The 18454-nt window shown below is 66.2% G+C and carries 17 protein-coding genes; 6 read left to right on the forward strand and 11 right to left on the reverse strand.

What is annotated here, in order from left to right; all coding sequences use genetic code 11:
- The first annotated feature begins 4 nt into the window (after nt 1-4).
- From MUG78_RS01345 to fmdA, 3 genes are all read left to right on the forward strand, one after another.
- Complete coding sequence (locus MUG78_RS01345; protein ID WP_246991484.1) at nt 5-973, forward strand: pseudouridine synthase; 969 nt, start codon at nt 5-7, stop codon at nt 971-973.
- Between the two features lie 129 nt (nt 974-1102).
- Nucleotides 1103-1381: an FmdB family zinc ribbon protein gene (locus MUG78_RS01350; protein ID WP_246991485.1), complete on the forward strand. Its 279-nt coding sequence runs from the start codon at nt 1103-1105 to the stop codon at nt 1379-1381.
- A 44-nt stretch (nt 1382-1425) separates the two neighbouring features.
- Complete coding sequence (gene fmdA, locus MUG78_RS01355) at nt 1426-2682, forward strand: formamidase (protein ID WP_246991486.1); 1257 nt, start codon at nt 1426-1428, stop codon at nt 2680-2682.
- A gap of 20 nt (nt 2683-2702) precedes the next feature.
- Here fmdA and MUG78_RS01360 read toward each other — a convergent pair whose 3' ends face one another.
- Nucleotides 2703-3266, reverse strand: coding sequence for a dihydrofolate reductase family protein (locus MUG78_RS01360; RefSeq protein WP_246991487.1), 564 nt, complete (start codon nt 3264-3266; stop codon nt 2703-2705).
- A 133-nt stretch (nt 3267-3399) separates the two neighbouring features.
- Between MUG78_RS01360 and MUG78_RS01365 the strand changes: the two genes are divergently transcribed.
- On the forward strand, nt 3400-4005 hold the full coding sequence (locus tag MUG78_RS01365) for a helix-turn-helix domain-containing protein (protein WP_246991488.1): 606 nt from the start codon (nt 3400-3402) through the stop codon (nt 4003-4005).
- Nucleotides 4006-4035: 30 nt separating this feature from the next.
- On the forward strand, nt 4036-4920 hold the full coding sequence (locus MUG78_RS01370) for an EamA family transporter (RefSeq protein WP_246991489.1): 885 nt from the start codon (nt 4036-4038) through the stop codon (nt 4918-4920).
- A 16-nt stretch (nt 4921-4936) separates the two neighbouring features.
- Here the strand turns inward: MUG78_RS01370 and MUG78_RS01375 are convergent, their stop codons facing one another.
- The 8 genes from MUG78_RS01375 to MUG78_RS01410 all read right to left on the reverse strand — a co-directional run bounded on the left by MUG78_RS01375 (nt 4937) and on the right by MUG78_RS01410 (nt 12461).
- Nucleotides 4937-5995 carry an IS630 family transposase gene (locus tag MUG78_RS01375; protein ID WP_246991490.1) on the reverse strand — a complete coding sequence of 353 codons (1059 nt, stop codon included), beginning with the start codon at nt 5993-5995 and terminating at the stop codon, nt 4937-4939.
- 50 nt (nt 5996-6045) lie between these two features.
- Nucleotides 6046-6882 carry a mycofactocin-coupled SDR family oxidoreductase gene (locus tag MUG78_RS01380; RefSeq protein WP_246991491.1) on the reverse strand — a complete coding sequence of 279 codons (837 nt, stop codon included), beginning with the start codon at nt 6880-6882 and terminating at the stop codon, nt 6046-6048.
- A 302-nt stretch (nt 6883-7184) separates the two neighbouring features.
- Nucleotides 7185-8585: an HNH endonuclease signature motif containing protein gene (locus MUG78_RS01385; RefSeq protein WP_246991492.1), complete on the reverse strand. Its 1401-nt coding sequence runs from the start codon at nt 8583-8585 to the stop codon at nt 7185-7187.
- Nucleotides 8586-8829: 244 nt separating this feature from the next.
- On the reverse strand, nt 8830-9273 hold the full coding sequence (locus MUG78_RS01390; protein WP_246996738.1) for a VOC family protein: 444 nt from the start codon (nt 9271-9273) through the stop codon (nt 8830-8832).
- Between the two features lie 42 nt (nt 9274-9315).
- Nucleotides 9316-10602 (reverse strand): phosphotransferase, encoded by a 1287-nt coding sequence (locus MUG78_RS01395; RefSeq protein ID WP_246991494.1) that lies wholly within the window; start codon nt 10600-10602, stop codon nt 9316-9318.
- A 17-nt stretch (nt 10603-10619) separates the two neighbouring features.
- Nucleotides 10620-10994 (reverse strand): carboxymuconolactone decarboxylase family protein, encoded by a 375-nt coding sequence (locus MUG78_RS01400; RefSeq protein WP_246991495.1) that lies wholly within the window; start codon nt 10992-10994, stop codon nt 10620-10622.
- Nucleotides 10995-11072: 78 nt separating this feature from the next.
- Nucleotides 11073-11513 (reverse strand): YtoQ family protein, encoded by a 441-nt coding sequence (locus tag MUG78_RS01405; RefSeq protein WP_246991496.1) that lies wholly within the window; start codon nt 11511-11513, stop codon nt 11073-11075.
- A gap of 156 nt (nt 11514-11669) precedes the next feature.
- Nucleotides 11670-12461, reverse strand: coding sequence for a nuclear transport factor 2 family protein (locus tag MUG78_RS01410; protein WP_246991497.1), 792 nt, complete (start codon nt 12459-12461; stop codon nt 11670-11672).
- 96 nt (nt 12462-12557) lie between these two features.
- On the opposite strand from MUG78_RS01410, the gene MUG78_RS01415 reads away from it, so the two are divergent.
- A complete protein-coding gene (locus MUG78_RS01415; RefSeq protein WP_246991498.1) occupies nt 12558-13574 on the forward strand; it encodes an NAD-dependent epimerase/dehydratase family protein in 1017 nt (338 codons plus the stop codon).
- A gap of 159 nt (nt 13575-13733) precedes the next feature.
- Here MUG78_RS01415 and brxL read toward each other — a convergent pair whose 3' ends face one another.
- Nucleotides 13734-15881, reverse strand: coding sequence for a BREX system Lon protease-like protein BrxL (gene brxL / locus MUG78_RS01420; RefSeq protein ID WP_246991499.1), 2148 nt, complete (start codon nt 15879-15881; stop codon nt 13734-13736).
- Entirely contained in the window at nt 15881-18385 is a 2505-nt protein-coding gene (gene pglZ, locus MUG78_RS01425) for a BREX-1 system phosphatase PglZ type A (protein WP_246991500.1), read from the reverse strand. The genes brxL and pglZ overlap by 1 nt, the downstream gene beginning before the upstream one ends.
- Nucleotides 18386-18454 lie beyond the last annotated feature (69 nt).

Here is an 18454-nt window from a genome sequence, read left to right on the forward strand (position 1 = left end):
GTCGATGCTTGCTCCGCTCCCGATGAAGGACGGGGTCGGACCGACCCGCCTGCGGGTGCCCGCCGACGGGCCCTGGCCCACCGTCGCCGCGTTCGTCGTCGAGCATTTCGGTCACATCGCCGCCGACGAATTGCACCGGCGGTTCGCCGACGGTGAGATCGTCGGCACCGACGGCGCGCCCCTCGCCGCCGACACGCCCCTCGGACGGCACGAGTTCCTCTGGTACTACCGGGAACTCCCCGACGAGCAGCCGCTGCCGTACCGCGAGGAGATCCTGCACGTCGACGACGACCTGATCGTGGTGGACAAACCGCACTTCCTGCCCACCACGCCGGGCGGGCGGTATCTGCGCGAGTCGGCGCTGGTGCGGTTGCGGGTGCGTCTGGACAACCCGGAGATCGCTCCGATCCATCGCCTCGACCGGCCCACGGCCGGGCTGGTCCTGTTCTCGGCGCGCCGCTCCTCGCGCGGCGCCTACCAATCGTTGTTCGAGCGACGGACGGTCACCAAGGTGTACGAGGCCGTGTCCGCGCTGCCGGCCGACTGGGATCCCGACCACCCGCACCTGGCCGGACACCGTTTCCCGCTGGTCTACCGCAACCACATCTACCGCGACCGGTCGGCCGCGGACCGCAACGATCCGCGGGTGTTCGTCGACCCGGACCGCCCACCCAATGCCGAGACCGCGCTGGAGGTCCTCGGGACCGGCGTCAGCGCCGCCGGCCGTTCGGTGCTGCACACGGCACTGCGCCCGCACACCGGTCGCATGCACCAGCTGCGGGTGCACCTGGCTGCCCTGGGCGCGCCCATCCTCGGCGAGCGCCGCTACCCCGAGCTGCTGCCGGAGACGGCCGACGACCCGGCGCTGCCGCTGCAGTTGCTGGCCCGTTCGCTGGCGTTCACCGATCCGCGGACCGGGCGGGTTCGCGAGTTCACCAGCGAGCGCACGCTCAGCGAGGCGCCGACCGCGTGAACCGGCCCGGCGGGACCTGTCCGGACAACCGGGCGGACCGTCCCGATTCCCGGTAGCGTGCCAACCACGCCCACCCGCCACGCGCGGCCGACGACCCGCGCCCACCTCGAAGGGAAGGTCCCAGGCTCCATGCCGATCTATCAGTTTCACTGCGCCGAGTGCGGGCGATTCGAAGCCTCGTTCTCCATGGCCGACGTGCCCGACTCCACCGACTGCGCCTGCGGCGCGGCGGCCCGTCGCGGCATCAGCTCCCCGCACCTGGGGCGCGGCGGCAGCGCGATGAACCTGTTGGACGCCACCAAGGCGACGGCCGACAAGCCCGCCGTCGTCGACCGGATTCCCAGCGGTGGTCGTCGCGCCGCCGGTGGATCCACCAATCCGCTGCACGCCAAGCTGCCGCGCCCCTGACCCACCGTTGCGCCGGCCAACTCCAGTGTGAAAGGACCGCTCCCATGCCCGAGCTCGTATTCCCACTCGATTCGACCAAGAAGTTCACCGAACAGGAGATCCTCGGTCACAACCGGTGGCACTACGCGATCCCGCCGGCGGTCACCGTCAAGCCCGGCGACACCTTCCGCGTGCACTGCCGGGAATGGTTCGACGGCGCCATCGTGAACGACGATTCCGCCGAGGACATCCTGAACGCGCCGCTGAAGACGGTGCACACCCTGTCCGGCCCGTTCGCGGTGGAGGGCGCGCAGCCCGGCGACCTGCTGATCGTCGACATCGTCGACGTCGGGCCGATCCCGCAGGAGGACTCCGGCCCGCTCGCCGGTCAGGGCTGGGGTTACACCGGCATCTTCGCCAAGCAGAACGGCGGCAGCTTCCTCACCGACCAGTTCCCCGACGCCTACAAGGCGGTGTGGGACTTCCAGGGCCACACCGCGACCTCCCGGCACATCCCGCACGTCAGCTTCACCGGCATGATCCACCCCGGGCTGATGGGCACCGCGCCGTCGAAGGAGCTGCTGGGCAAGTGGAATGCGCGCGAGGCCGCGCTGATCGCCACCGACCCCGAGCGCGTGCCGCCGCTGGCGCTGCCGCCGGAGCCCGAGCACGCCCTGCTCGGTTCGCTGACCGGTGACGCCTTCACCGCCGCGGCCGCCGAGGCCGCCCGCACCGCGCCGCCGCGGGAGAACGGCGGCAACCAGGACATCAAGAACCTCACCCGCGGCACCCGCGTGTTCTACCCGGTGTTCGTCGACGGCGCGAACCTGTCGGTGGGCGATCTGCACTTCAGCCAGGGCGACGGTGAGATCACCTTCTGCGGCGGCATCGAGATGGGCGGCTTCATCGATCTGCACGTCGACCTGATCAAGGGCGGCATGGAGACCTACGGGGTCAGCGAGAACGCCATCTTCCTGCCGGGCGGCGACGTGGGGCCCCGCTACGAGAAGTTCCTCGCCTTCTCCGGCACCTCGGTGACGCTCGACGGCGAGCAGCGCTACCTGGACTCGCAGCTGGCCTATCAGCGCGCCTGCCTGCACGCGATCGACTACCTGACCAAGTTCGGCTACAGCCCCGAGCAGGCTTACCTGCTGCTGGGCGCCGCGCCCATCGAGGGTCGCTTCTCCGGGGTGGTCGACATTCCGAACTCGTGCGCCACGGTGTACATCCCGACGTCGATCTTCGATTTCGATGTGGAGCCCGGCAAGGACGGTCCGGTGCAGATCGATCCCGGTATCGGGGCGCCGCGCGCCTCGGCCTGAGCCGGCCGAACTCTGGTGGGTCAGCGGCGCGCCCGGTAGTGCACGTACACCGTGTCGCCGTAGGCGCGCTGCTCCACCAGTTGCAGGTCGAGCCGGGCGTCGGCCGGTAGGGCGCGCAGGCCCCCGCCGACCAGCTTGGGCACGATGAAGAATCGGAAGTCGGTCACCAGGCCGGCGCGAATCGCGACGGCCGCGGTGGTCGGCCCGAAGATCTCGACCTCGCCGGGCTCTTCGTCGACGATGCGCCGCAGCTCGGCCAGGTCCAGTTCGGGCACCAGCCGGGTGTGCGGGGCGCCGAGGTCGGAGTCGGTGAGCGTCGTGGAGACCACCACCTTGCGTAGGTCACGCCAGGCCTGCGCGAACTGCTTCTCGAGTGGACCCCACGGGTCGTCCGCCGGTTCGTGCTCCCAGTACCGCATGAGCAGATAGGTCTTGCGGCCGAGGATCTCGGTGGAGATCGGCCCCATCCGCTCGACGTGGAAGGCGAACACCTCGTCGTCGGGTGCCGACCACTGGAAGTCGCCGTCGGAGTCGGCGGCGAAACCGTCGATCGAGACTGTCGCGGTGTAACTCAGAGTGCCCATGTCGATCTCCTCACCCTCCGATTCTGGCGCGGTGTATCGACGCGGCGCAATGGTTGACCGGCCCCCGTTTGCGGCGGAGACGACCGCAGCCTTGATTCGCCAGTGCACTCAATAGTGCAATATCGTGCACTCCATGGAGGAGGACACCGAACGGTTGGCCCGCGCGATCGGCGAACGCGTGAAGCGGGAGCGGAACGCTAAATCGTGGACGCTGGATCAGCTCGCCGCGAAGGCGACGCTGAGCCGACGCATGGTGGTCAACGTGGAGCAGGGAGCGACCAATCCCAGTCTGGGCACCCTGCTGCGGTTGTCGGCGGCGCTCGGCGTCGGGCTTCCGACGCTGGTGGAGGAGCCGCCCTCACCGGTGGGCACGGTGATTCGCCACGGCGACGGCGCGGTGCTGTGGACCGGCGCCCACGGTGGCCGCGCCGTGCTGGTGGCCGGCACCGAATCGCCGGACATCGTGGAGCTGTGGGACTGGACGCTCGGCCCGGGCGACGTGCACAGCACCGAGGCGCACGCGCCCGGCACCCGCGAACTGCTGCGGGTGGACTCGGGCGAGCTCACCGTGCAGGTCGAGGACCACGTTCACCGGCTCGGCCCCGGCGACGCGCTCAGTTTCCGCGCCGACGCCGCCCACTCCTACGCCAACCACACCGACGCGCTCGCCCGCTTCACCCTTGCGGTGTATGAGCCGGGTATCGGCGGCGCCCATCGGGCGGAGCATTCCGATGCGTGAGCGGAGCGCACCGAGCGCGACGATGCGGTCATGATCGGGCAGAACCTGCCGGCCAAGGTGCCGGCGTGGTCGATGGCGGTCGCGGCGATGCTCGGCATCCAGATGGCCAGCGCACTCTCGGTGCGGGTGATCGAGCAGGTGGGTCCGGCGGGCACCGCGTGGCTGCGGCTGAGCTTCGGCGTGGCCCTGCTGTGGCTGATCTCGCCGCCCAAGTTCGGCTCGATTCGTCGACGCGACGTGCCCGCGCTCCTGGCGCTCGGTGCGGCGACCGGCTTGATGACCACGTTCTTCCTGTCCGCGCTCGAGCGCATCGAACTGGGCACCGCGGTATCGATCGAGTTCCTCGGGCCGCTCGTCGTGGCCGCGGTGATGAGTCCGCATCGCAAGGCGCTGATCTGGCCGCTGGTGGCCCTGGCCGGCGTGCTGCTGTTGACCGAGCCGTGGCGCGGCGAGATCGACCTGCTGGGCGTGGCTTTCGCGCTGCTCGCCGGCGCCTGCTGGGGCACCTACAACGTGCTCACCCAGCACGTGGGAAGCCGGTTCGAGGGAATCAGCGGCTTGTCGTTGACCATCCCGGTCGCGGCCCTGGTGGCCCTGCCGATGGGGCTGCCCCAGGTACTCGGCGGCGACGTGCTCTGGTGGGTGCTCCCCACCGCGGCGGGTATCGCACTGCTGGCCCCGGTGATCGCGTTCGCGCTGGAGATGGCGTCGCTGCGCCGGATGACCCAGACCGCGTTCGGCACGCTGCTGTCGGTGGAGCCGGCCCTCGCGGTGCTCATCGGCCTGATCGTGCTCACCCAGCTGCCCTCGCCGGTGCAACTGCTCGGGATCGCCCTGGTGGTGGTCGCCGCCGCCGCGGCACAGCGCGGCGGCAAGCGACCGTCCACCGGGACGAGGGAAGAAGCCGTCCTGTAGCTAGTGTCGCGTGTCTTTAATTAGTTTTCGGTTGGGCTTTCTTCAGAATGTCCTCGGCGTTCTTGGTCCAGACGAAGGGGTGTTTGCGGTCGTTCCAGCCGTTGATGAAGGCTCGGATCTTTGCATTGAGGTCTTTGACTGAGGTGAAGACGCCTCGGCGGATGGCTTGTCGGTCGATGATGCCGAACCAGACTTCGACGAGGTTGAGCCACGATCCAGAGGTCGGGGTGAAGTGGACGTGGATGTTCGGATGCTGTTCGAGCCAGTTGCGGACTTCGGCTTTCTTGTGGGTGGCGTAGTTGTCCATGACCAGGTGTAGTTCCTGGTCGGGGTAGGTGCGGTCGATCTGCCGCAGGAAGGACAGGAACTCCTGGTGGCGGTGTCGGGGCTTGACCGCTGCGGTCACCTGCCCGGTCGCGATCTCCAACGCCGCGAACAGTGTGGTGGTGCCGTGGCGCTTGTAGTCATGGGTGCGGCGTTCGATCTGCCCGGGCTGCATCGGCAGCATCGGCGCAGTGCGGTCCAGGGCTTGGATCTGCGATTTCTCGTCCACACACAACACGATCGCGTTCTCCGGCGGCTCCAGGTACAAGCCGACGACATCGGTGACCTTGGCGACCAGTTCCGGGTCGGTGGAGAACTTGAATGTTCCCGACCTCCACGGCGCAACCCCGTACTCGCGCCAGGCCCGGGCGACCGTCGCGTTCCCGATGCCGAGATGCCCGGCCAACAACCGCGACGACCAGTGCGTGACCCCGTACTTCTTCGGCGGCGGCATCAACGTCGCCGACACGATATCGGCGTGATCGAGATGCCGTGGCCGACCGGGCCTTTCGGCGTCGAGGAGCCCCGCGAGTCCGTCCTGGAGATACCGGGAACGCCACTTGATGACCGTCGGTATCGAGGTTCCCACAACCTCACTGATCCGAGAATTAGCCATTCCGTCGGCAGCGAGCGTGACGATCCGCGCCCGACGCACCAGACCGGCCGGCGTTGTAGTCGATCGCAACAACTGATCGAGCTCATCCGCATCGCCATCACGCAGTTCCAGGGCCGGTGCAGGAGAATTCGCCATAGCCAATTATCTCAACCCAGGAACCATAAACTAATTAACGACACGCGACACTAGCCGGTGACGCGTGCGGCGTTGCCCGCATCGACCGGCACGACGATGCCGGAGATGTGCGCGCTGCCCTCGGCGGCGAGGAAGGTGACCACGCGGGTGATCTCCTCGGCCTCCACCCACGGCACCGGCTGGGCGTGCAGGCTGGTGAAGACCGGCGCGACGTCGTCGGCGGTGGGCGACTCCAGATCCGGGCGCATCAGCGAGTAGAGCGCGTCGTTGTGGATCATCGGGGTGGAGACGTTGCCCGGCGCGACGGCGTTGACGGTGACGCCGGACGGCGCCAGGTCGAGCGCGGCACTCTTCGTCAGACCGATGACACCCCACTTGGAGGCCGCGTAGCCGACGATGTTGGGTCCGCCCATGCGGCCCATCATCGACGCCACCGTGACGATGCGGCCGTAGCCCCGCTCGGCCATGCCCGGCGCGACGGCCGCGACGGTGTGGAACACGCCGGTCAGGTTGCTGGCGATCACCTCGTCCCAGGCCGCCTCCGAGAGCGACTGAATGGAGCCGGGCATGGAGACGCCGGCGTTGGCCACGGCGATGTCGATGCGTCCGAACTCGGCCGTCGCCCGGGCGACCAGCGCCTCGACGGCCGCGCGGTCGGCGGTGTCGAGGGTCTCGGTGATCACGCGGGCGCCGGTCTCGGCGACCAGTCGTGCGGTCTCGGCCAGGTCGTCGGCCGTGGCCAGCGGGTAGCCCATCATCTCCGGGGTGGCGCACCGGTCGGCGAGCACGATGTCGGCGCCCTCACGCGCGAACTCCAGTGCGTGCGCGCGACCCTGTCCTCGCGCACCGCCGGTGATGAGTGCTACCCGTCCGTCGAACTGGCCCATGCCGTCTTCTCCTCGTTGATCCAGTGGTTCAACTTCCAGCCTAGGCACCGCGCGCGAGCGCGGCACCGATTGTGCTGGACCAGACTCCGGGCCATTACCGCACGGGATCGAAGGCCGGACCGGGTGGATTAGTGGCGAGGCCACCGGATGGTCACACCCATCCTGGTCCTCGGTGCGGTCGCCCCCGGCGGGGCCCGAGCGGTCCCCGTGACCGCCCGGGCCCACCCCATGGCAGGCACACTATGAAATTTTCAAACAACACATCGCGTCGGGAACCGTTCCCGGCACTGGTTTCACGCGCCTCACGCAGCGCTGGTCGACAAGGTCAAGGTTCGTCGCGCGTTCGACCGGATCGGTTCGCGTCGACGTTTCGGATGGTCGGGATCGGCCGGCGGGGTGAACCACGGCTGCCGATCGTGGCCGATGAAGACTTCCCATCCACCGTGGTGGATGAGGGTGTGGTGTCGGCGGCAGAGCAGGACACCGTTGTCCAAGCTCGTCACCCCTCCGTGCTCCCAATGCTCCACGTGGTGTCCGTCGCACCACGACGGCGGAACACCGCAACCCGGGAAGGCGCAACCACGATCCCGCAAGACCAGCGCCTTGCGGATACCCGGCGTGAACAGTCGCTTCTCTCGACCGACATTCAACGGCACACCGTTATCGTCGAGCAGTGCCAGGGCGACGGACGCCTCGCACATGATCAATTCCGCCGTCCGCGCCGAGATCGGTCCGCCGAACCCGAGCCACGGCACCGCCGTCTCGTCCTCAGACATCGGGATTGAAATCATCTGTCCCGCACCAAGTCCCGCGCCGGAATCGAGTACCTGCCCGTTCATCACCACCGCCGCCGGCACCGACAACGTCACGTGCGGCAACACTCCCCCGGACTCGGGACGCTCCGAATGCGACAGATACGTCCGCACCACCTGCGCCATCGCATCCGCACGCCGCCGCTTGGCCGACCGCCGATCCGCAGAACCATCCGGCTCCGGCACCGGCCGCGTCAGCGGATCCAAGGCCGCGCTGAGTTCCTCGGCGGCCACGATGTCGAAGTCGATCGTCACCGCCACCCGACCATCATCGGTCCGATTCAAGGTCATCTCGTTCAGATCGTCACGCTCGGCGACCGAAACCTCCCCGTCAGCCGGAACCTCCGGAGCCAGCTTGATCGCCCAGGCCCGAGCCTTCTCCCTCACCCGCGCCGGCGAAGTCTGCACCAGCAACGAATGCACGATCTTCCGGCGATCCTCGTCGGACAAGTCCACCCGACCCGCCACGTGCCCGAGTCCGCTCGCCACGGCATCGCCGTGCTCCGCCGACACCGCACCATCACGCAATCCACGAATGGCCGGAACAAGGTTCTCGTCGGCGATCGCCTGCCCAAGCCGGCCGGCACGATAGGCCACCGCCGGCGCCGCACCGAGCTCGGCGAGAATCGCCGCAGCGGACCGCACATGCTTCCGGGCCGGCAAACCGACTCGTTCGATCGCCGCGCACGTCGCGGCCACCGAATAGTCCGCCACATTGCGCAACCGCAGAACCGCCGCGGTCACAGCCAGTAACTCGCGGTCATCGTCGACCGCCCGCGCCCGAGCCAAGAACTGCCCCAGATTCGCCGGCGCATCGATGTCGGTACCGACGGGGATAGTGAGGTCATCGCTCATCAGATCGGCGAAGGCGGTGAGAGTTGCTGCGTCCATGACGCCCACTCCTGAAGGTCATGAGAAGCCAATAGCGGTGGAACCGGTCGAGCCGGCGACGATCGGTCACCCAGCCACTCGTGTTCCGCGAGCTTGGAATCGTTGATCCCATCTCGACTACGTCTATGTTATCGCTCACGTACGACAGGAACACAAGTACGAATGAATCTGTGGAAATCCCACCTACCCATCCGTCTCACTCGAGCTGGCTCACTCGACCTGGCTAACTCGAACCAGCCGTCACCTATTCGCGGGGCTGTGTCAGAGCTTCGGCGAGCATGACGATGATCCCGCTCGGACCGCGGACATAGGTGAGCTTGTAGGCGTCTTCGTAGCGCGCCACGCCCCGCAGCGGATAGCAGCCGTGCCGAGCCGCGATGGCCAGTGCGTCGTCGAGATCGTCGACCGAGAAGGCGACGCGGTGCATCCCGATCTCGTTCGGCCGGGTCGGCTCGGTGTCGATCGCTGCGGGATGGAGGTACTCGAAGAGTTCGAGCCGGCCCAGCCCGTCCGGAGTGGCGAGCATCGCGACCTTGACGTGGTTGCCGTCGAGCCCGACGGCGGTGTCGGCCCATTCCCCGCGCACCGTGTCCGTGCCGAGCACGGTGAGGCCGAGGTCGGTGAAGAACGCGATCGCGGCGTCCAGATCCCGCACCGCGATCGCGACATTCTCCAGTTTGATGCTCATCTGCTCGTCTCCGTCGGTGGCGTCGATGATCATTCGGGCAGTTCACTCGGACGTCGCGGTGGTCTCCAGGAGCCGCAGGCTGTGCGCTGCCATCCGAGCGCGCGCGGCGACGAGGCGCCGCATCCCGTCGTCCGGGTCACGGTCGAGCAGTTCGACGGGCACTGCAGACAGGCCGCTGAACAGCATGAGCTGCAGTGCGTGCGCGCGCTCGAGCAGTTCGATGTCGATCGACTCGCCCTCGTCCGCCAGGCCGTCGGCGTACGCCTCAACGATGACGGCATCCCGCCGGGCGAGATCGTCTGCGTTCCGCTTGCCGAGCTGTACGTCTCCGATGAGCAGCTGCCCCAGGTCGAACCCCACCGGTAGCAACCGGAAGTAGCCGAAATCGATCAGCGTGAAGCCCGTTCCGTCGGGCCGCACCAGCAGATTGTTGGGGCACGCATCCCCGTGGGCGGCCAGGTGCGGCATCGCCGACAACTCCGCGACGATGGCATCGACCCGCTCCGCCGCCGCCAGCATCGGCCCGCGAAGCTCACCGAATTCGGCGGTCAACGTCGGATGGTCCCAGACGTCGGATCGGAGGACCGGGAGCACGTCGTGCCGGACCCTGCCTTCGACGTAGAACTGAATCCGAAAGTCATGCGAGACGGTTTCTGCGACGGCCCGGACCGCACCGGACGCAGCGAACCGACCGAGCAGCCGGGCCGCCTCGGCATACCGTTCCAGGTCCCACTCGCTCTGGTCGACGTCCACCATCTCGAGCCACACCGCGTACGACGAATCATCGATCGCCTGCACCATCGCGTCCGGCATCACCAAACCCGGAGGCAGCTCCGCCGCGAGATCCGACGAATAGACCTCCGCCTCCGTCCGCCACGGCACCGTGGTCCGCGCCCACTCACGGATTTCCACCGGAACGAAGGCGAACTCCGGAGACAGCGACCACTCACGGATGTGTTTGACGAAATACGAGAATTCGCGTTGGACGTCGTCGACGAGCGCGGTTCCCGTGACAGCGAAGCGCCCGGCGGTGGTCAGCGAGGGAACGTCGTAGGGAAACTCCGCGGCATGCGCACTAAGCAGCGACACCGAGCGCGTCCCCCATCGGCGCGTGAGCATGGCCGACAGTGCCTCCTCGGACACCGTCGCCGATCCGAACACTTCCAGATCGATCGCCATGACATGCTCCGAACGCAGCGGACCACTCCTACGGATCAAGCGTAAAGCAAATGCACGGCGCTTCGCGATTGACGATTCCGTTCCCGCGCGCGTTGCTGAGCCGCGCGCGAACGGAATAGTCAATCGGGAGCTTGACCCGAGGGCCCGCAACGTCCGGCACGGCGGTACTACTGGTCGCCGAACGCCGCCTTCATGCAGCGCATGGCCGCGAGGGTCTTCGGCACCCCGATGTACGGCATCAGGTGCACGAAGCACTCGGCGACTTCTTCCTTGGTCATGCTGGCGACGTCGACGGCCGTCTTGATGTGACCGGTCAACTGCGGTTCGGTCCCACCCATCGCCGCCAGGGCCGCCATGTTGAGCATCTGCCGATCGCGGAGCTGGAGGCCTTCGCGCTGATACGTGCCACCGAAGACCGCACCGACCACCCAATCCGACGCGCCGGGAGCAAACTCATCGAGTTGCTGCTTCCACGCCGCAGCACCCTCGGGTGACTGCGTCTCTTCGACGAACTGGTTGCCCTTCTCCATGCTCAGTTCCACGGTGACTCCTTCTCCACTGGCGCCGGGGATGGCTGTCGTTGTCGAGCTTGCGGGTCTGTGCTGCCCGGGTTCATGAGCTCACGCCTTGAGCACGTACCGCAGGATCTCCACCACCTGGTCGGTGGTGGTGCACCAGGCCTGGGTCTCGGCGTCGACCTCCTTGAGCGGATGGACGATGTTCTCGTCGTGCAGGGTCACATACGGCTTGCCCAGCGCGGCGGCGTAGCCGGCATCGAAAGCGGCGTTCCACTGCTTGTACTTGTCCCCGAAGCGCACGACGACCATGTCACTCTGGGCGATCAGGGTGCGCGTACGAATGGCGTTGACCTTGGCGGACTGATGATCACGCCAGAACCCACTCTCGGTGGCGCCGAGGACATCTCCGGCGGCATCACTCGCGGGATGGTCGGTCACCGGCGAGGTGAAGACCACGTCCAGTCCGGCGGCCTTCGCACCGCGCTCGATCTCCGCGCGCCAGTCGGTGTGAATCTCGCCGGACAGGTAGACAGAAAAACTCATTGCTCGAGGCTCCTCTATGAGGTGAAGAATCGGGTGGTCAGACGCCCCACCCACCCTAGTTCTTCCGGCGGAAAGTGCCAGTTCACCGCCACAGGGAGCGAGCGAAGTCGCAGTGCGCAACCCACAGCGTCCCGGGAGACTGAAGTACCTGAGTCGTCAGTTGTCGTCGTCGATGAACACGACCATCGACACAATGGCCCGTCGACGGTATTCGAGCATCACCACCGCAGGCCCGCCAGCGGATTCCATCGTCGCCGAGACGACGTTGCCCGCGGCGATGACTTTGCCGACCTTCCAGTCGCGCATCCGCCCGGCCATCTCAGCGATCTCCGGGACAGCTGCACCGCCGAACCGCAGCGAGCACGACGGAGCGAGGTGCGCCGACGCATCGACGTGGTTTCCGGCGCTGAGTGCCCCCAGGAAGTCCTCGCTCCGTCGCTTAGCCCGCGAACCCACCCCGGCGAAGCCCCGCGCGAAGCCCAGCGCTCCACCGAAGCCTTGATTCCGCAGCATCGCACCGGACAGCCGCGCACCGACGCCGGCTGCCGGCACTCCGTTGGCCAGCAGCTGCCCCACCATCGGCAGCAACTCCCAATGTGCGTAGAGCCCGTCGATGCGCGCGTCGGCGGTCATGGCGTACCGCAGGTGCGCGGGCACCCGCAATCGCACGGCCTCGCTCATCCCGATCTCCAGGGTCACATCGCGCACCACATCGTGTCCGCACACGATGTCGTGGTGCACCTCGAAACGAATGTCGTTGGGCGCGATGAAGGTGTCGTAGAAGGCCGACAGCTGATCGACGCCCCGATGCGGTGCGGATCCGACCGGGTCGTTGACCAGGCCAGGTCGCCCGAAGAGCGCCAGCCACCCTGCCTTATCGTGCCGCGCCACAGCCGCGGGCGATCCGCCGGCTGCAGTGAGCAGACTCTGCTTGGTTGACAAAGCCACCTACCTTCCACAAACTAGAACACGTTCTAACATAGGACATAGGTCACACCTCGCGCGACATCGCGCTGGGGACATGCGGAAACGTCGGGAGATGAGATGAAGGTTGCCGTCACGGGTGCCACCGGTTTTGTGGGGACCAACCTGGTCAACATCCTCGCGTCAGAGGGCCATGACGTCGTAGCGATCGACAAGTCCCCCAACCCCCGCACCGACGTCCGACCGAACGTGACCACCGTTGTCGGCGACATTCTGGACCCCGCTGCCATGCGCGCAGCGCTAGCGGACGTCGAAGTGGTGTACCACCTGGTGGCGGTCATCACCCTGGCCCACCGCAATGAGATGGCCTGGCGTATCAACACCGAGGGCGTGCGGGTAGTCGCGCAGGCCGCTCTCGACGCCGGTGTCCGCCGAATGGTGCACTGCAGCTCGATTCATTCCTACAACCAGTATTCGCTGGTGGGCGACATGAACGAGCAGTCCGTGCGCTCCGTCGATCCTGCGCTGCCGGTGTACGACCGCTCCAAGTATCAGGGCGAAGTGGAGTTGCGCGCCGTCGTCGACCAGGGGCTGGACGCGGTCATCTGCAATCCCACCGCGGTGATCGGTCCGATCGACCCGGTCCCCATGTCCCGAGTCAACGGGATCTTGCGAGATGCGGCGCGCGGCCGTGTCCCGGCCTTCATCCGTGGCGGCTTCGACTTCGTCGACGTGCGCGATGTCGCCGCCGGTCTGGTGCTGGCCGGCGAAAAGGGCCGGACCGGGGAGAACTATCTGCTGGGCGGGCACTACCACCAGTTGTCCGATCTGGTGCGCGCCACCGCACGACGCTGCGGTCGTCGCGGTCCGATGGTGACTTTCCCGTCATCGGCGCTGTCGGCGGTCATGCCGGTGGTCGAGCCGATTTCCAACGCTTTGGGCTCAGACGTACTCACCCGCGCCTCGTTGGCCGCCCTGACCGAGTCTCCGACCGAGGACCGCCGCAAGGCAGTGACCGAGCTGGGCCACAACCCACGTCCGACCGACGAAACCATCGGCGATTTCGCAGCTCAGTTGGTCTCCTCGGGGCTGCTGAGCCGCGGGGCCGCCACGCACAGTCAGCTCGTCTCGGCCTGACCGACGCCAGCGCGCTTCCGCGCGAGCAGCACCACACCACCGACGCTTGTGCCCGTGGCACGCCAGCCCTCACACGTCGACACGCCGGGCATCCGAGGACTTCCTCGACCGGTGGTCCCAGTGCGATTCACCATGCGAGTCGAGGAGCTCTGTGTCAGGTTACTGCTGATCCCGGATATAGGTCACCCCGAATGCCCGCACTTGACGAAACTCCTGACGTGTACTGCCGAAGTCGAACCAGCCGCCATCCTGCTTTTGGAAGATATCGAGGCCGCGACCGAGGTTGATGCGCCATCCGTTGTCCGTGCGGATCCAGCGATCGTGGCCACCGGGGTCCTTGCCCACTTCAAGCTTGATGCCTTGGTGCGCCGCTCCCTGCATGATCTGGTTGAGCATCTGCAGCTGTCTCTTCTGAATCTCAGCGTCTGGGTCAAGCACGGTGAAGAGCTTGACCGTCACCTCGTCTGCGGGGTCCTTGGCCGACGCGATCGAGGCCAGCAGTTCAACGAGGTTCCGGCCTTGGTGGCTCAACCGAATATACGGATCATGCAACTCGATCTCGGCTGCTCCCCGTAAGTACGGCATAAGGAGGGTCTCGTAGGAGACGCCGCGTTGATTCTCAACGAAATCTCGGTGCCCTTCACGCAATTCCTTCTCAACGGGGGCAGGAACGGCCGTGACCTCCGAGCCGCCCGCACCCATCGAGGGTGGGGTCGGCAGATCAAGATCGTTGCTTTTCGCCGCAGCGCCGGGGCGATTGCGGTGGTAGTGCGCCGGGTACTGGTTTTCCTCCAGGGTCGTGACGGCCGTCCACTCACCGTCGAGGGATCTGTACCCGAATTTCACCGCGGCCATGGTGTCGTCCATGCGCAAAATCTGGTCCTTGACACGCTTTCGGCCCTCGATCGCGAAGAGCAGAATCTCCTCGATCTCCTCGGCGGTAGCCTCCTCGTGTGGGTAGAGCAGCTTCATCAGGCCGGAGAAGGTCTTGTGGATCCCATCGCGGTCGCGGGTGGAGATATCCGGGCCGAGCGAGAAGTGCTGCTGGTAGCGATCGGAGTAGTCGAGGTTCCTCATAGATTTGAGGACTTCGGCGATGTAGTCGACGACGAAACCGTAGCCACTGGAGAACATCTCGCCGCGGATCGTGTCGATCTCCCAGCCCGGAATATAGCAATGCAGCCGATCGAGGTAGGCCGGGTCATGGTAGCTCTCTGGAAGCTCGTCGAAGAGATCGGAGTGCTTGAGCATGTAGGGCACAGTACGCGAGGTGTTGCCGACGAAAACCATCGATGCCTCCGCTCCGAGCGTCTCGACGCCGCGGGAGAAGGACTTGTTCGCCATGTAGTTCTTCATGATGTCGACCAGCGCCTTGTCGGCGCGCTTCTTCTTACCCGCGAACTCGTCAAAGGCGACGACGTCCCAATACCCGACGAGGCCGATCTTCCCGTTGGCGTTGTTCACGAACAGCTTCGGCACCGTGATCTCACCGCCGGAGATCAGCATGCCATGGGGCGAGAACTCCGAGTAGATGTGCGATTTTCCGGTGCCCTTCGGGCCGAGTTCAACGAGGTTGTAGTTGCGTTCTGCAAATGGGATCAGCCGGATAAGCTGAAGCAGCTTCGCGCGGCGGCCGAACATCTCGGGGTTGAAGCCGATCGACTGGATCAGGAGGTCAATCCACTCATCGGTGGTGAACTCGGCCCGCGCGGCGAGGTAGCCGTCGTAGTCGAAACTCGACATCTGGATCGGCTGCAATCGGCCCAGAATCCAGGGCGTCGCACGGGCGTCCTCGCTGTGGAAATACTCGATGTCACACAGGCACCAGACGCCACCCACCAGGAGTTTCTGGTTCGCGTTCACCGTGCTCGGCTCCACCAGCACGCCGCTGATGCCGAGGTTCGCGAACGACGCCTCATAGACGTCGGCCTTCTCGTTCAGAGTCACGCTGACCCGGTCGATAATCCGGAAGCGACCCTTCTCACGGATCTTCGACTTCACCAACTCGGACTGGTTGCGGTGCACGTAGTGCTCGGCCAGGATTCGGCGCACCTTCTCGATGCCCTCCTGGATCGTCGCCTCGTCGTCAGTCGCGGCGAACTGCCCGAGCAGGTACTCCAGCACATACGACGGCACGATCGCGTTGCCTTTGACTGCCTTGACGAGGTCCTTCCGCACCACCGCTCCCGGGAAGTGCGCGTTGATCTTGCGGTCCAACGCCGTCGGCTCCGCCACGGTGTCGGCAGGGCCCTCATCGGGTGACTGGCCGACAATTGCCGCCTCGGTCAGGTCGATGTGGTCGCTCATCAGAAATCCCATCCGTCGTCGCCGGCGAAGGCGCGTTTGATCGTGTACGGCGCGCTCTTGTACTTTTTCCACTGGTCGGTGCCCTCGATCGGCTCCGAGAGCCGGAACTCGACGCTGTGGTTGTTGGCCTCGTCCGCCTCCTTACTGAGAAGCAGGGTGACGCTTTGGAATCGGTCACGTCCCGCGTCGCTGCTCGAGTCGAAGGTCATCTCCGGTTCGTCGGAAATCAGGGTCTCTCCGAAGTAGAGGCCGGCCCGCAGACGCCGCGCGGGTTTGTGCGGCTCCACTTTCGCCGATTGGTACAGCTTGACGACGACCTGTCCGGTCGTGATCCGATCCGACTCGGGGTGGATGTCGACGTTCACCGGCTCCACCGTGTCGCTGCGGCTCTTGTTGATCGCGACCACCGGCACCACGATCTCCTGCAGTGACGCACCGCCGTGCACGAACTGGTATCCGGCTCCGGGTTGCACGATCCGCTGGATCGAGTTCGGGATCTGCACTTCCAGATCGCCCGCCAGTCCCAGTTGATCGGCTTGGAAGGTCGTGAACGCGGAGTCCTTCTTCAAGCCGCGCCCCAGGACGTAGCGGCGCTTCGACTTCACGATCTGTTCGCCCTGCGGCTTCACCGTCAGGTTGAACTGCTCAGCCAGCTTGGACCGCTGGTAGAGGAACCCGTGATCGGCGGTGACGATGATGTTCGTCGCGTTCGCACTCGCGAGCTTCTTGACGATGTCGATCAGTTCGCGGACCGCATCCGCTGCCGCCATGAAGGTTCGGTGCTCGGAGACGGCTTTGTCGCCGGTCGCGTCGATCGTGTCGTGGTAGACGTACAGCACCTGATTGGACGAGTACAGGTCACGCCGGTCGGCAGGCTTCATGGCGAGGAAGTCCGTCGCCTGGATCGCGCAGCCACCGACCGCGCCGAGGATCTTGCTGCGATTCGCGGTGCCGTCCGACTTCTGCTCGTCCACCAGCACTACGTCGCCTTCTGCGGAATGTGCCAGCGTGGTGTGCGGGAGCAGCGCCGCCATCCCGAGTTGCGTGTACGACGGCAGCACTCCGAGCATCGCCTCGATCGACGCGGAGAATTTGTTCTCACCGCGGATTCTGCTGCTCAGTTCTTCGGCAACCTCGTAGCGGAGCGCGTCGGAGACGATCACGACGGCCTTCTTTCGGCCCGTGAGGGTCGGGGCGACGTAGTGGTCGTAGAACGACGATTGCGCGGTGAGCCCGGTGGTGCGCCACTGTGCGACCGTGTCGACCTGCTGCTGCCACGCCACCGCCAGCGGGACGAGGAAATCGGTGACATAGGCGTTTTCGACGAGCTCGGCCAGTGCTTCGATCGGCTGTTTGAACTCGGCCGTCAGGTAGGCCTGGGTGAACTGTCGATAGCGCTGGTCGATGCGGAACCACTCGTCGCGATAGCGCGTCAGGCCGTCGTCGAAGCCGGTGACCTGGAGCACGGCGTTCCGGATGGCCGGCAGCAGCTCGGCCGCGGCGCTCAGCGCCGCGTACAGGGTCGCGTAGTCGTCGAACCAGAAGCTGTCGCGGCGCCTGCTGCTGATCGCATCGACGATGCCGCGATGCGACATCGTCTTCACGCTGATCCCTTCGACGAGACGCCGGATCACCTCCCGCTCACTGGCGTCGAAGACGTCGGTTTCCAGCAATGCTTCCCATTCGATCTCACCGACGCGATCGGGGTAGTCGAGGTCGCGCTCGACGGTGCGGGCCAGCGACTTCATCGCTGCACTGCTGCGTTTGGAATCGCGGAAGCCGCGGAAGTCGAGCGCCAGGTTCCTGACCTTATTCGACTCACTGACGTCGAACCCGCCAACCGCGCGCTGAAACATCCACAGCACCAGCCCCGCCATTGTCGGCGCCTGCGACGTGAACCCGTAGATGTCGGAGGCTCCGCGCCAGTAGAAGTCCGCGAGGCCGTGGGAGGCCAACGCAGCGAATCCGGAGGTGTCGCCGTCGGAGTGCTGGATCAACAGCGTGCGGGTGAGTTCGGAGAAGCTGTGTTCCTTCTGGTTCAGCAGGACGGCACACATCTGCGCCTGCACCACCGTCACATCGTCACCGATCAGTGGTAGCGCCTTGAGCCGGGTCACCAGCTTCGCGTCGTCGAAGAACGACGGGTAACGGTTGATCAGTTCTTCGGAGCCCGGCGCGGTGAGCCCGAGATCGGACCGCAGGAGCGCGCCGCGGTCGGCAGTGAACACCGGACCGTAGGTCAGCTCGACGTCGAGCAGCCAGTTCCCGACGCCCTCGGGCACATCGCCGGAGCGGTAGATCAGGAACTTCGCTGCCGGCTCGTCACGCAACACCCGGTGTTTGATCGTGAACTCGTCGTCGGAGACCCGCAGCACCGTCACGTCGCCTGGCGCGAGAGTGTCGAGTTCGGTCGCGTAGCTGCCGTCCGGGTCGTGCCATACGACGATCCTTCCGGCGTCGAAGCGATCCGCGAGGTGGTCGGCGATCGTGGGAGCCTTGCTCATTCCTCATCCTCACTGTCGCGGGCCGGGCCGAGGGTGCGGGCAGGGACACTCCACCCCGATTGTTGCCTC

This window comes from Gordonia alkaliphila (assembly GCF_023017165.1).
Taxonomy (GTDB): Bacteria; Actinomycetota; Actinomycetes; order Mycobacteriales; family Mycobacteriaceae; genus Gordonia; species Gordonia alkaliphila.

Bases quoted from the DNA above. Each gene is read 5' to 3' on its own strand.
- MUG78_RS01345 (WP_246991484.1), top strand. From the start codon at position 5: ATGCTTGCTCCGCTCCCGATGAAGGACGGGGTCGGACCGACCCGCCTG.
- MUG78_RS01350 (WP_246991485.1), top strand. From the start codon at position 1,103: ATGCCGATCTATCAGTTTCACTGCGCCGAGTGCGGGCGATTCGAAGCC.
- fmdA (WP_246991486.1), top strand. From the start codon at position 1,426: ATGCCCGAGCTCGTATTCCCACTCGATTCGACCAAGAAGTTCACCGAA.
- MUG78_RS01360 (WP_246991487.1), bottom strand. From the start codon at position 3,266: ATGGGCACTCTGAGTTACACCGCGACAGTCTCGATCGACGGTTTCGCC.
- MUG78_RS01365 (WP_246991488.1), top strand. From the start codon at position 3,400: ATGGAGGAGGACACCGAACGGTTGGCCCGCGCGATCGGCGAACGCGTG.
- MUG78_RS01370 (WP_246991489.1), top strand. From the start codon at position 4,036: ATGATCGGGCAGAACCTGCCGGCCAAGGTGCCGGCGTGGTCGATGGCG.
- MUG78_RS01375 (WP_246991490.1), bottom strand. From the start codon at position 5,995: ATGGCGAATTCTCCTGCACCGGCCCTGGAACTGCGTGATGGCGATGCG.
- MUG78_RS01380 (WP_246991491.1), bottom strand. From the start codon at position 6,882: ATGGGCCAGTTCGACGGACGGGTAGCACTCATCACCGGCGGTGCGCGA.
- MUG78_RS01385 (WP_246991492.1), bottom strand. From the start codon at position 8,585: ATGGACGCAGCAACTCTCACCGCCTTCGCCGATCTGATGAGCGATGAC.
- MUG78_RS01390 (WP_246996738.1), bottom strand. From the start codon at position 9,273: ATGAGCATCAAACTGGAGAATGTCGCGATCGCGGTGCGGGATCTGGAC.
- MUG78_RS01405 (WP_246991496.1), bottom strand. From the start codon at position 11,513: ATGAGTTTTTCTGTCTACCTGTCCGGCGAGATTCACACCGACTGGCGC.
- MUG78_RS01415 (WP_246991498.1), top strand. From the start codon at position 12,558: ATGAAGGTTGCCGTCACGGGTGCCACCGGTTTTGTGGGGACCAACCTG.
- brxL (WP_246991499.1), bottom strand. From the start codon at position 15,881: ATGAGCGACCACATCGACCTGACCGAGGCGGCAATTGTCGGCCAGTCA.
- pglZ (WP_246991500.1), bottom strand. From the start codon at position 18,385: ATGAGCAAGGCTCCCACGATCGCCGACCACCTCGCGGATCGCTTCGAC.